Source organism: Pseudoalteromonas aurantia 208, assembly GCF_014858725.1.
Taxonomy (GTDB): domain Bacteria; phylum Pseudomonadota; class Gammaproteobacteria; order Enterobacterales; family Alteromonadaceae; genus Pseudoalteromonas; species Pseudoalteromonas aurantia.
This window is the reverse complement of the sequence record NZ_AQGV01000012.1, coordinates 248,403-260,678: the sequence shown is the minus strand read 5'-3', so window position 1 is coordinate 260,678 and position 12,276 is coordinate 248,403. Positions and strand designations below refer to the sequence as shown.

General features: G+C 40.4%; 14 protein-coding genes. 5 read left to right on the top strand and 9 right to left on the bottom strand.

All coding sequences use genetic code 11. The features are described 5' to 3' along the window. Positions 1-290 precede the first annotated feature (290 nt). The gene (locus PAUR_RS05210) at positions 291-1,445 is read left to right on the top strand and encodes a chorismate mutase (protein WP_192506755.1); all 1,155 of its coding nucleotides are present in this window, start codon (positions 291-293) and stop codon (positions 1,443-1,445) included. Between the two features lie 49 nt (positions 1,446-1,494). Here the strand turns inward: PAUR_RS05210 and tyrA are convergent, their stop codons facing one another. From tyrA to ffh, 6 genes are all read right to left on the bottom strand, one after another. Next, positions 1,495-2,628, bottom strand: a complete 1,134-nt coding sequence (gene tyrA, locus PAUR_RS05205; protein WP_192506754.1) for a bifunctional chorismate mutase/prephenate dehydrogenase — start codon at positions 2,626-2,628, stop codon at positions 1,495-1,497. A gap of 165 nt (positions 2,629-2,793) precedes the next feature. Further along, positions 2,794-3,153, bottom strand: coding sequence for a 50S ribosomal protein L19 (gene rplS / locus PAUR_RS05200; protein ID WP_010362248.1), 360 nt, complete (start codon positions 3,151-3,153; stop codon positions 2,794-2,796). A gap of 33 nt (positions 3,154-3,186) precedes the next feature. Then, the gene (gene trmD / locus PAUR_RS05195) at positions 3,187-3,954 is read right to left on the bottom strand and encodes a tRNA (guanosine(37)-N1)-methyltransferase TrmD (RefSeq protein WP_192506753.1); all 768 of its coding nucleotides are present in this window, start codon (positions 3,952-3,954) and stop codon (positions 3,187-3,189) included. Beyond that, entirely contained in the window at positions 3,955-4,488 is a 534-nt protein-coding gene (gene rimM, locus PAUR_RS05190; RefSeq protein ID WP_192506752.1) for a ribosome maturation factor RimM, read from the bottom strand. Between the two features lie 17 nt (positions 4,489-4,505). Further along, positions 4,506-4,754: a 30S ribosomal protein S16 gene (gene rpsP, locus PAUR_RS05185; protein ID WP_138589647.1), complete on the bottom strand. Its 249-nt coding sequence runs from the start codon at positions 4,752-4,754 to the stop codon at positions 4,506-4,508. A gap of 246 nt (positions 4,755-5,000) precedes the next feature. Then, on the bottom strand, positions 5,001-6,380 hold the full coding sequence (gene ffh, locus PAUR_RS05180) for a signal recognition particle protein (RefSeq protein ID WP_192506751.1): 1,380 nt from the start codon (positions 6,378-6,380) through the stop codon (positions 5,001-5,003). A gap of 165 nt (positions 6,381-6,545) precedes the next feature. Here ffh and PAUR_RS05175 point away from each other — a divergent pair, with 165 nt between their 5' ends. Together PAUR_RS05175 and PAUR_RS05170 are read left to right on the top strand one after the other, a co-directional pair. Further along, on the top strand, positions 6,546-7,352 hold the full coding sequence (locus PAUR_RS05175; RefSeq protein WP_192506750.1) for a cytochrome C assembly family protein: 807 nt from the start codon (positions 6,546-6,548) through the stop codon (positions 7,350-7,352). A gap of 61 nt (positions 7,353-7,413) precedes the next feature. Next, entirely contained in the window at positions 7,414-8,688 is a 1,275-nt protein-coding gene (locus PAUR_RS05170) for an HlyC/CorC family transporter (protein ID WP_192506749.1), read from the top strand. Between the two features lie 67 nt (positions 8,689-8,755). Here the strand turns inward: PAUR_RS05170 and PAUR_RS05165 are convergent, their stop codons facing one another. Next, a complete protein-coding gene (locus tag PAUR_RS05165) occupies positions 8,756-9,364 on the bottom strand; it encodes a transglycosylase SLT domain-containing protein (RefSeq protein WP_192506748.1) in 609 nt (202 codons plus the stop codon). Positions 9,365-9,662: 298 nt separating this feature from the next. Then, positions 9,663-9,887, bottom strand: a complete 225-nt coding sequence (locus PAUR_RS05160) for a hypothetical protein (RefSeq protein WP_192506747.1) — start codon at positions 9,885-9,887, stop codon at positions 9,663-9,665. Between the two features lie 673 nt (positions 9,888-10,560). Here PAUR_RS05160 and PAUR_RS05155 point away from each other — a divergent pair. Together PAUR_RS05155 and PAUR_RS05150 are read left to right on the top strand one after the other, a co-directional pair. Beyond that, a complete protein-coding gene (locus PAUR_RS05155; RefSeq protein WP_192506746.1) occupies positions 10,561-10,785 on the top strand; it encodes a hypothetical protein in 225 nt (74 codons plus the stop codon). Positions 10,786-10,923: 138 nt separating this feature from the next. Then, positions 10,924-11,274, top strand: a complete 351-nt coding sequence (locus PAUR_RS05150) for a hypothetical protein (protein ID WP_192506745.1) — start codon at positions 10,924-10,926, stop codon at positions 11,272-11,274. A gap of 122 nt (positions 11,275-11,396) precedes the next feature. On the opposite strand, the gene PAUR_RS05145 is transcribed toward PAUR_RS05150, so the two are convergent. Next, positions 11,397-11,876, bottom strand: coding sequence for a hypothetical protein (locus PAUR_RS05145; protein ID WP_192506744.1), 480 nt, complete (start codon positions 11,874-11,876; stop codon positions 11,397-11,399). Positions 11,877-12,276 lie beyond the last annotated feature (400 nt).

Here is a 12,276-nt window from a genome sequence, read left to right as displayed (position 1 = left end):
AGATCCTTGTTGCTTAAGTCACGCGCGTATCACCCCCCCACTGAAACAATTATGTGTCATAAATCTAATTACACAAAATAATAACTTGTCGAACTAATTTAAAGTGTGGTAATAATGTATGTAATTTAAGTTATTCGATTGTTCGAAAAAACTATGAAAATCATAATTACGCACATTACATATTTCTTTTTTAGCTTCTTTAGGTGAAGAGGCTGAACTGTTTGTGAGTAAATCAAATAGCTAAGCCTCCCAACTGGGAGGTTTTTTTTTGCCATTGGGAATGAGGACCTATGACTGAAAATACATTAAATGCACTTCGTCACGACATCAATGAAATAGATGCGGACTTAATGGTGCTGCTAGCAAAACGCCGTCGTATTAGCCACAGTGTATTAGAATACAAAATTGCGAACAGCAAACCTATTCGAGATGAGGAACGAGAGCAAGCACTGTTAGAAAAACTAATTAGCTATGGTAAATCACTGGGATTAGACGCCTTTTATGTCAACAGTGTTTTTCAAACCATCCTTGAAGACTCTGTTTTAAACCAGCAGGCTTTATTGCAAAAAAGCCTAAACCCACAAGTGCTTGGCGATACACACCGAGTCGCATATTTAGGCGGCCAAGGGTCTTATAGTCAATTAGCCTGTCACAAATACTTTAGCCGTCGGCCCGGTAAAATTGTAGAAATGGGTTGCTCTACATTCGATAAAATAACGGAGCAAGTTGAACAAGGTAAAGCTGACTATGGCTTACTTCCAATTGAAAATACCAGTTCAGGGAGTATAAATGAAGTTTTCGATTTACTTCAACATGCGCAAGTCTCCATTGTTGGGGAAGTTACGCAAACCGTTGAACACTGCTTGTTAAGTAACCCTGGAACAGAGTTAAAAGATATTACTAAAATCTTTGCACATCACCAGCCATTTGCACAATGCAGCCGCTTCCTGCAAGGTTTAGGTGAGCTACAACAAGAAACTTGTGACTCAACTTCCAGTGCAATACAATGCGCGTTAGAAACACCAAACAGTGCGGCAATTGCCTCAGCTCAAGCCGGTAAAAATGTTGGCCTCGAAGTTGTAAAAACGGCCTTAGCCAATCAGGCTGAAAACCACAGTCGTTTCATTGTTGTAGCTCGTCAATCGCTGCAAGTTTCAACACAGCTCCCAACAAAAATCAGCTTAATAATGGCGACAAAACAGCAAGTTGGTTCATTGGCTGACGCATTAATGATTTTTAAACTTCATAATATTAATATGGTCAAACTAGAATCAAGGCCGGTTCCTGGTAATCCGTGGGAAGAAGTCTTTTATGTGGACTTACTTGCAAATACTGCAGAGCCTAAAGTGCAAAAAGCACTAGAACAACTCAAAGAGTGTACTCAATTTATTCGTATTTTAGGGTGCTATCAAAGTGAATCTTTACAAGCTGTAGACGTACTTTAATTTTATCAGTTAAAAATAGCGGACAATCCGCTATTTTTAACTCGATTTGTCAATCTAGTACTTTTGAATCGTTGGCTTTATTTAATAGGCCACGACTTTGCGATAAAAACTGAGTTACACAACTGGAAAAGTACTGTTTGGCATCAGCAAATGCATCTATCAGCGCCGCTTTATCGCCTTTTTTCAACATATCCAACGTGCCAGAAAAAGTATCTTGGTAACTCGCTAGTAGCCCTTCTACATCGTTGTATTGGGCGAGCATAATATCTGAGTAAAGCTCAGGAGATTGAGCGAATAACCGTCCAACCATCATTAGTTCAAGTTGATATATTGGGGAAGAACAGCTTCTTAGCTCTTCCAAAGTATGACACTGTTTTGCTAAAAACCGACCATAAACAAACGTTGTTAAGTGACGCATAACTTGGATTATTTGCATCGCTTGATCATGTTTCTTTGCATCAATATTGACCAACTGACAACCCCAAACACCCAATTGCTTTAAAAACCCAGCATAGGCCTCTGGCGATCGACCATCACATACGACAACGGTCTGCTTTACCCAGTGAGAAATATCTGGGCCAAACATTGGATGCAGCCCAACAACGGGACCGTTATGTTTGTTCATCAAACACTTCAAAGGGCCTTGTTTAATAGACGTTATATCAGCTAATACGCAATCATCAGCTAGTGGAGGTAATCCTGCAACGACTTCTTCAAGCGCGTTAATTGGAACACTAATTAATACCAGTTTAGCCCCTTCAAGCACTTCTGATATGTTGTCTTGTTGAGGTCTATCGAGAATGCGGACCTCATAGCCAGAACGGCGAAACTGTTTCGCAAATAGTTGTCCCATAGCGCCTTCACCACCGACAATAACAATAGGTGATAGGTCTGGAGCAGCACATGCTAACTTACTTTGTTGATTCTCATACGCTTCGCGCATCATTCGCCTGAGTATATCTTCGATTAAGTCTGGATTAACACCACTTTCTTGTGCTTGCTGTCGCCTTGCAGAGATCAATTCTGCTTCTCGTTCAGGTGCATGTAAAGGTGCACCTGTCTGTTGTTTAACAATGCCGACCTGCTCTGTCAATGCGCGACGCTTCGCTAATAATGCCACTAATTCAGTATCACAGGCATCAATGCCTTCTCTCAATGTATGTAAATCAATTCCATTAGCCATAGATGTAAACTTAAAATTACAGTGTAAAATATATAATACAGACAGTCTATCAGGAACAAAGTCATGAGAAAAGACATAAAATAAGCAGTCATAAAAATATAACGCACAAAACAAAACAGGCCACTCAAAGAGTGGCCTGTTTTTTCAGCGTGATAAACGCGCGTATTAATTAAGTTTTTCTTTAATACGTGCTGATTTACCTGAACGCTCACGTAGGTAGTAAAGCTTAGCACGACGAACTGCACCGCGACGCTTAACTGTAACGCTATCGATAAGAGGGCTGTGCGTTTGGAATACACGCTCAACACCTTCACCGTTTGAGATCTTACGAACAGTGAAAGCTGAATGTAGACCGCGATTACGCTTAGCGATTACAACACCTTCAAAAGCCTGTAGACGCTCTTTGTTACCTTCTTTTACACGTACCTGTACAACTACTGTATCACCAGCACCGAATACTGGTACGTCTTTTTTAAGCTGCTCTTCTTCAAGCGCTTTAATAATATTTTGGTTTACTTTTGCCATTATATTTCTCACATTCCTAGGTGTAACTGTCTTCTAGCCACAAGCTTCTTGGTACTCATGCTGAAATTCAGCGAGTAGTGCCGCTTGCTCCTCAGTCAGAGCTAGGTTACGCAACAAGTCTGGACGTCGTAGCCAAGTTCTTCCTAATGACTGCTTTAAGCGCCATTTCGCAATTGCCTGGTGGTTTCCACTGAGTAATACAGCAGGCACCTGTTTGTCGTCCAATGTTTCTGGCCGAGTATAATGAGGGCAATCTAACAAGCCATCCGAAAAGGAGTCTTGCTCAGCTGACTGGTTGTGCCCTAATACACCAGGCACTAATCGCGCGACTGCGTCAATAAGTGTCATGGCGGGTAGTTCACCACCGCTGAGAATAAAATCACCAATAGACCATTCTTCATCTACAAGAGATTCAATGATCCGTTCATCTATACCTTCATACCGACCAGCTACTAAAATCAATTTTTCAGATGCCGCTAACTGAGCAGCACCTTGTTGATCTAGTTTTCGCCCTTGAGGGGACATATAAATTACTTTAGCGCCTTCTCCAGCCGCAGATTTTGCAGCTAAAATAGCCTGTTGCAATGGCTGAACCATCATCAACATACCAGGGCCGCCACCATAAGGTCTATCATCTACGGTTCTATGCTTATCAATTGCATAATCTCGTGGATTCCAACAGTTAAAATCGATTAAACCATTTTTAACTGCACGTCCTGTAACGCCTTGTTGGGTTATCGCATCAAACATTTCTGGAAAAAGTGAAATCACTCCTACCCATAGTGGATTTTGCTGACTCATTTAAAAGCCTGGATCCCAATCAACAGTAATTTTTTTCTCTTCATGTTTGACTTCTTTAATAACTGAATCAGTTAGAAAAGGAATTAAACGCTCCGATTGACCAAATGCATCTTTTTTGTTTGCTTTCACAACCAAAACGTCATTTGAGCCTGTCTCCATCAAGTCATCAACAGTGCCTAAATCATAACCTTTATCAGTTACAACTGACATGCCAATGAGATCTCGCCAATAAAACTCCCCAGAAGGAAGTTCCGGCAATTGCGCTGAATCGACTGAAATTTCAGCATTGGTATACGCCATTGCTTCGTCTCGGTCGTTTACTTGCGCAAACTTGGCGATAAAGCCCTTGTTGTGACGACGCCAGTCGCTCACTTCAAGGGTTTGCCATTTACCTTGTTGCCCTATTAACCATGGGCTGAAATCGAAGATCCCTTGGGGATCATCAGTAAATGAATGTACCTTAAGCCAGCCCTTAATTCCGTAAGGAGCACCAAGCTTACCTACTACAATAATCGTGGTGTTTTCTTGACTCATGGTTACACTTACGCCTATTAAGCCGCTTTACGAGCGTCTTTAACTAACTTAGCTACGCGATCTGTTAGAGATGCGCCCTGACCAACCCAGTGTTCAACACGGGCTAAGTCTAAACGAACTTTCTCTTCTTGACCTTGAGCAATAGGGTTAAAGAAACCTACTTTCTCGATGAAACGACCGTCACGCGAGAAACGGCTATCCGCAACCACAATTTGATAGAAAGGACGCTTTTTAGCGCCACCACGTTGCAAACGAATAGTTACCATACCGTCCTCTGAATAGATTGACTGTTTTCATTAATAAGATTTACTTCCCACAATAGGAAGCTGGGGAATTGTACGAGTTTTTAGCCACAATGCAAGTAAGAAGTGCGGATAAATGACACTTAGGTAGATTAAATGCTGATCTGGAGGGTGAAAAACAACCATAACATGGTGCTGCTTTTGTAATCAATAAAAAAAGAGGCTGTTGCCTCTTTTTTATTTTCATCAAAGAAATAGCGATATTTTGCTCTAGAACTTAGGACCACCACCGCCCATCATTCCAGGCGGCATCATCCCTTTCATGTTGCGCATCATTTTCATCATGCCACCTTTACCCTTCATTTTTTTCATCATTTTTTGCATTTGGGTAAACTGCTTAAGCAATTTATTGATGTCTTGCACTTGCGTGCCTGAACCTGCAGCTATACGTTTTTTGCGCGAACCTTTAATAATATCTGGACGAGCTCGCTCCTTAGGCGTCATAGAGCTAATAATTGCCTCCATTTGTAAGAACGTTTTGTCCCCTACTTGCCCTTTAACAGCATCTGGTAAATTATTCATACCAGGCAGTTTCTCTAACATCGACATCATGCCGCCCATGTTTTTCATTTGCTTTAGTTGTTCAGCAAAATCTTCCAGTGTAAAGCCATCACCTTTAAATACTTTCTCAGCCACTTTTGCAGCTTTATCTTTATCGACTTTCATCTCGACTTCTTCGATAAGTGATAAAACATCACCCATCCCCAAAATACGAGATGCAATACGGTCAGGGTGGAACGGCTCTAGTGCATCCGTTTTCTCCCCTACACCCATAAACTTAATAGGTTTACCCGTAATATGACGGATAGATAATGCAGCACCACCTCGGGCATCACCGTCGGTTTTTGTCAGAATAACACCTGTAAGCGGTAATGCCTCACCAAAAGCTTTCGCAGTATTTGCCGCATCTTGACCTGTCATCGCATCAACAACAAATAAAGTTTCTACTGGTGTAATTGCATTATGAAGGTCTTTAATTTCATCCATCATGTCGGTATCAACATGCAAACGACCTGCTGTATCAACTAACACAACATCTATAAACTTCTTCTTCGCATGGCTTATCGCATTGTTTGCAATATCTACTGGCTTTTGCGAAATATCACTGGGGAAAAACTCAACATCCACTTCAGTTGCCAGTGTCTCTAGCTGTTTTATCGCGGCAGGGCGATATACATCCGCACTCACCACTAATACTGATTTCTTTTTACGTTCTTTTAAGAATTTAGCAAGTTTAGCAACACTGGTTGTTTTACCCGCACCTTGCAAACCAGCCATCATTACCACAGCTGGAGGCTGAGCCGCTAAATTAAGCTCTTCATTTGCTTCACCCATCGCGCTTTCAAGCTCTTCACGCACAATTTTGATAAAGACTTGGCCTGGGCTTAAGCTTTTTGTGACCTCAACGCCCACCGCTCGTTCTTTTACTTGTTTAACAAACTCTCTAACAACGGGCAGAGCAACATCGGCTTCAAGCAATGCCATACGCACTTCTCGTAGCGTATCTTTTATATTTTCTTCAGTAAGGCGGCCTCTGCCACTGATATTTTTTAACGTTTTACCTAAGCGTTCTTGGAGGTTTTCAAACATGTATAGGTTCCAATATATCGTAATTGCTGTGCATTATACTGATATGCTCTTAACTAATACAGTATTCAAGTGCAGACAAAGATTCTTTTTAGAAACTCTATGCAAGCGGCTAGGCTTAAAATACAATAGCCTATCAAAGGAAATTAATTATTAGGCCTTAATCATATGTTGATTGTTAGCTTGTCTCTTATTGCCAGCGTTTTTTATGTGCTTGCCACCGGGCATGTACTATCTCGCCTCTTTCATAAAGAAGGGCCTAGCCATAAATTGACAATCATACTCAGTACGCTCGCGATACTGACACATATGCTTGTTTTAGTGAATTCTGTGTTTACCATTGAAGGGCAAGATTTAAGCACCGTCAACGTCGCATTACTGACATGCTGGGTCATTGTTGTTAGTGTTACCACTGTGTCGCTTAAGTTCCCGGCAACCTTGTTACTGCCTGTTGTCTATGGGTTTGCTGCGCTTCTATTAACAGCCAGTTTGTTTATACCTCATCATATTGTTATGCAATCAATTAATGTCGATATTGGACTTGTCACACATATCTCTTTATCGTTATTAGCGTATTGTGTGCTTATTATTGCTACTTTATACGCCATTCAGTTCTTCTTTATTGATAAACGTTTAAAACAAAAAGACTTAGCTATCATGCATAGCCACCTGCCGCCTCTTATGCAGGTTGAACGTCAATTATATCAATTACTTACAGTTGGCACTGCGCTACTTACTTTGGCTTTATTGTCTGGTTTTATATTTCTTGAAGGGATGTTTGCAAAGGAATTTATACATAAAACCGTATTGTCACTGCTCTCATGGGCGATATTTACAGCCGTTACATTTGGTCACCACTATTTGGGTTGGCGCGGGAAACCCATCGTGTTCACTATTATCAGCGCTTCAGGACTGGTTACTCTTGCCTATTTCGGCAGCAGATTCATTCAAGAAGTGATACTTGGTAAGTTTTAACTTGACTAACAATCCAAGCTAACGCTTAATACGCTTTCGTAAGAAAAAAAGGACTCCTCTGTTGGACGACATATCTACAAGCACCCTATTTATAATATTGGGTTTGCTTATTTTGATCTCGGGCTACTTTTCAAGCTCTGAAACAGGGATCATGTCAATTAACCGTATTCGGTTACGCCATCTCGAAAAACAAAATCACAAAGCAGCGAAACGTGTTAGTAAGTTACTACGTCGACCTGATAGGCTCATCGGCCTGATCCTTATCGGTAATAACCTCGTTAATATTGCGGCTGCGCAAGTTGCCACAATCATCGGCATTCGCCTGTATGGTGATATGGGTATTGCCATTGCTACATTTGTATTAACACTCGTGGTACTCATTTTTGCTGAAGTAACCCCAAAAACATTGGCCGCACTTTACCCAGAAAAGGTCGCTTTTCCCAGTTCAATAATTCTTAAGGGTTTACTTAAAGTTCTTTTCCCTTTTGTTATCGCGGTAAATTGGATAACCAATGGGATGTTGCGTATTTTTGGCATCTCAAATCAGCAAATAGAAGAGCATAGCCTCAGTAAAGAAGAGCTTAAAACTGTGGTGAATGAGTCAAGTGCGCTACTGCCTTCAAATCACCAAAATATGCTCACATCCATTCTTGATTTAGAGCAAGTTACCGTTGAAGATATAATGATCCCGCGTAATGAAATTAACGCAATAGACATAAATGACGATTGGAAAGACATCTCTAAGCAACTCACCAATGCACAACACACCCGTGTATTGCTTTATCGTGACCAAATCGACGATGCTGTTGGCTTTATTCACTCCAGAGATGCGCTGAGGCTACTTACTAAAGAGCAATTCGATAAGCCTTCATTGTTGCGTGCCGTTAGAGAAATTTACTATATTCCTGAGAACACCTCATTAAATACGCAGTTACTGAAATTTCAACAAAGCAAAGAGCGAATTGGCTTAGTTGTTGATGAGTATGGTGATATTCAAGGGTTGGTCACACTCGAGGATATTCTTGAAGAAGTTGTAGGTGACTTTACAACCACGCAGACACGCGCGACAAGTGACGAAGTAGACGTACAAAGCGACGGTTCAGTACTGGTTGATGGTGCCGCTAATATTCGCGATATCAATAAAGAAATGACTTGGGAGCTGCCAACTGAAGGGCCAAAAACACTCAGCGGCTTAATTGTAGAGTATTTAGAAGATATTCCTCAAACACAGCTCGGAATGCGTATTGCAGGCTATCCAATTGAAATTATTGAAATTAAAGAAAACATGATTAAGCAAGTCAAAGTATTTCCACAACAACGAACAGCAACAAAATAAGCATACTAGAAATAAAGCACCAAACCATCAATTTGGTGCTTTAACATTACGTTTTTATAAGCTGTTTTTAAAAAAATAAACGTTCAAACCAGTTTTTATCTAAATCTGCTTCACAGCGTTTCAGTTGTGCGCCATAGCGACTCGCACGGTGTTTTACTTTATTCGCCACGGCCATCAACCATTTTTTCTTACGATAAGTACCGCGCTTGTAGCCGCCCCAACCATCGTGATAATTTAAATATTGTGCGTAAGCATCCCACTTAGAAATACCATTTACCTTATGGGTTTTATAAACAAACCATGCCATAAAATCAATGGCATCTTCGAAATCATCTCGGTCTGCACCTGAATTACCTGACTCACGAATATAATCTGCCCAGGTCATTGTTTTAGCTTGCGAGTAACCATATGCAGAGCTCGCCCTGCCTGTTGGAATGATCCATAGAAAGTACTCCATTGGCGGAGCCGCATCATGTTTAAATGAGCTTTCCTGATACATCATTGCCATCAACACATGCTTTGGGGCACCCCACTTTTCTTGTGCGTCTCTGGCATCATAATACCAATCTTCTTTTTCCTGAAAAATTTTACATAAATCATCAGGTTGCTTTGGTGGTGCCGTTGCGCACCCACCCAATATAAACAGCAAAGGTATAAATAATCGTTTTTTTGTCATCTTTTTTTAAACCTATTGAACTTTTGCAATTCTGGTGAGTCATAACTTATGAATGCAGTTATTTAGCATTGTTTCATCCCTGAATTTCAATTTACGCAGCTTCTTAGCTGCGTTTTTTTTGCCCCTACGTTTTTCTCCACCTTACTTCCATTATTAAACTCAGCATCATTTATCTACATAAAATACACTACATCAAACACAATCAATACCCTTTTCTCTAGTCAATAGTTCTGAGTCTATAAATTGATTGTACCTGAAAAAGCAGGCAAAATACGCTTGAAAAATACATCGTATTACATTAGTAGAATAAAGATGAAAAAAGCATAATCTTATTTTCATTAGGTATCACCTCGCGTAATGCACTCGCCGTTGGCACCAGCACCATATCAATTACTGACGCGCCTTTTAGTGCTATCAAACAAACCGCATTTATTAACTTGCCAGAAAATTGGATTTGGCAAGCACCGCCGGAGCGCATTGCTATATCTGGTAACGCTGCATACCGAGTAACTGTGTCAGACATGAGAGACGATTATAAATCCGCTTTAGCAGAATGCACCCTTTATAATTTCAACGGAAATAGCCGCTATGACAAAGTCAATCATGCTTTTAACGTTCAGCGAGTTAAATTCAAAGTTAAATTTGGAAAGGTATTCGCCAAGCTTGATTACTCATGCGGTGGTGGTTTATCTCATGGTAAGATTACGGTAGAAAAAATACATTAAAACCGATCCTCCTGATACCGCATATGCTCCTATGAAGTACTCAACATTGTATTAATTAGGGCCAATCAATGTAATATTGTAATAGCAACACTCATGGCAGTCAGCTCATTCATTAGTTTGTCAAGACGGTTGACTATGTCATCCTCAGAGCCAGTCATCGCCTTGTTTATGTTCGTTTAAATAGTAGTGTAAGAACAAACTGACCAACCTGTGCTAAAAATGCTTATTAGATGATAAAACACGAATACCCAAAAGCAGGACAGCAACAATTCTTCATGATATTATCCGCACACGCCAACGGTAAAAAATCAGAGTATTTGGTGCGCTCACATACTCACGCTGGGGTGAAGATGTAGATGCACTGTAAATACTGCAATAGTCATAACACACTCATATACGATATAATCCCATATTCACATCAATATTCACATCAATATTCAACACTCAATACCACTTTAGGACTAATTTATCATGCTACTACGAATTATGCGCCTATCGCTTTTACGCTTATCTGGGTCAAGTTACGCGGGCTGGAAGAAAAACTGGGGCACCATTACTCAAGTCATGTCACATGGTGGCATTCAATTGATTTACACTACAATCACGGATAAAACCTGTGGTCAAACCGGTAACTTTTGGCGACCCAAATGTGAAAGACATGTACGCCATGGCACTTGCCGTTTTTATGCCGAATAAAGGGTTACTCGTCCATAACGAAACTTACCAAGAGTGTAAATTTGGCCATCTCTCTAAAGCAACACATTTGAGAATAAGATAACTTATTTCAAAAACACACTGCAAAATTATGAACATTAACTTCAGGAACCATCAAACATGAAAATACACCTAACACTTATCACCCTAATGCTACTTTGTAATACTGCTTTCGCCAATGACTACTTTCGAAGTCGTACCATTATAGGTGCAGGCATCTATAGTAGTGGTGGAAAAAGTATTCTATTTGTTGATATTGATGGTGACAAAACAGCAATGAGTAGCTGTGCTACTACCAAACGTTTCTCGGTGAGTAGTACTGATCCCAGCTATAAGGAGCTCGTGAGTATTGCCTTAACAGCGTACGCATCGGCCCAAAGCTCCGTTGACTTAGTTGTATCTTCCACATGTAACCATTGGGGTAATGCTCAAGATTTAAGGGGCATTAAAATGGGTAAAATGCCTTGGTAGATTAACCCTATAGAATAAAGTATGAATGCCATGCTCCCACATAACATGGCATTCATCATATTACTGTTCATCTATCATTGTGTATCTCACCTTCAGTATTCAGCCGAATATATTCACTTTATTTAAGCGTCACACAATGATTGTGACTCGACCCCTAAGAGGAGTTGAGACCAAAAAATATCGCTCGATTTCAACTTATCCAGCTCTACCGCCATGGTTTGAATACACCAGTTTTTCTCTTTAGCAGATACAAGCACTTGAGCATACGCCAAATCATTATTTTTGCGCTCAGCAAACATATCAATCTTATCGATGGTGTAAATAGATTGGCTCACAAAATACGTATTTAAGGCCAATGTGAGTTTTTCTGTCCAATCTTGCTGATGTATGTTTATCTGTTTACTAATCTCTTTCGCAATGCCCGCATCAATCGCTATGCCCACGGCCATGCCTACTGGGCCCATCGCGCCAATAAGCATAGGCCCACTTTGTGTGCCCTTACCCGTATAGCTGGTGCTCGGTAAAGTTGTAGATAACTTGTGGTTTTGTGTCATATTACAGCCACTCAACACTACACACAGTACAATCAGTATATTTTTCATTTTTTATAAACCCCTAAAGGAACGTAGCGAGCGCACTTTATCATAATATCACGGTAGCAAAAGCTGACTTAATGCGGAATATAAACATCGTAAAAGTCACATGCACTATAGCGCCTGTTGCCATTCATCAGCGCCCTCACATTCACCACTTTATTCACAGCAAAAGCCATTAAAAAGTACTATAGGAAAAACCTACGAAAATCTACGGGCAATCTACGAATTACACCCATTCAAAAATTAAGCCAGCTTCCGAAGAATATCACAAGGATATCGCCGATTTCATAAATTGAAACTTGAAATGTAAGCTGTATATTTCAAATCATGCAAAATAGTATCAATCAGCCCTCATAGTGCATGACTCATCTATTACCTTAATGCTGTAGTCTTTGATTAGAGCATG

Bases quoted from the DNA above. Each gene is read 5' to 3' on its own strand.
- rimM (WP_192506752.1), bottom strand. From the start codon at position 4,488: ATGAGTCAAGAAAACACCACGATTATTGTAGTAGGTAAGCTTGGTGCT.
- PAUR_RS05145 (WP_192506744.1), bottom strand. From the start codon at position 11,876: ATGAAAAATATACTGATTGTACTGTGTGTAGTGTTGAGTGGCTGTAAT.
- trmD (WP_192506753.1), bottom strand. From the start codon at position 3,954: ATGAGTCAGCAAAATCCACTATGGGTAGGAGTGATTTCACTTTTTCCA.
- PAUR_RS05160 (WP_192506747.1), bottom strand. From the start codon at position 9,887: ATGTCTGACACAGTTACTCGGTATGCAGCGTTACCAGATATAGCAATG.
- PAUR_RS05150 (WP_192506745.1), top strand. From the start codon at position 10,924: ATGAAAATACACCTAACACTTATCACCCTAATGCTACTTTGTAATACT.
- tyrA (WP_192506754.1), bottom strand. From the start codon at position 2,628: ATGGCTAATGGAATTGATTTACATACATTGAGAGAAGGCATTGATGCC.
- rplS (WP_010362248.1), bottom strand. From the start codon at position 3,153: ATGGCAAAAGTAAACCAAAATATTATTAAAGCGCTTGAAGAAGAGCAG.
- PAUR_RS05155 (WP_192506746.1), top strand. From the start codon at position 10,561: ATGCTACTACGAATTATGCGCCTATCGCTTTTACGCTTATCTGGGTCA.
- ffh (WP_192506751.1), bottom strand. From the start codon at position 6,380: ATGTTTGAAAACCTCCAAGAACGCTTAGGTAAAACGTTAAAAAATATC.
- rpsP (WP_138589647.1), bottom strand. From the start codon at position 4,754: ATGGTAACTATTCGTTTGCAACGTGGTGGCGCTAAAAAGCGTCCTTTC.
- PAUR_RS05165 (WP_192506748.1), bottom strand. From the start codon at position 9,364: ATGACAAAAAAACGATTATTTATACCTTTGCTGTTTATATTGGGTGGG.
- PAUR_RS05210 (WP_192506755.1), top strand. From the start codon at position 291: ATGACTGAAAATACATTAAATGCACTTCGTCACGACATCAATGAAATA.
- PAUR_RS05175 (WP_192506750.1), top strand. From the start codon at position 6,546: ATGTTGATTGTTAGCTTGTCTCTTATTGCCAGCGTTTTTTATGTGCTT.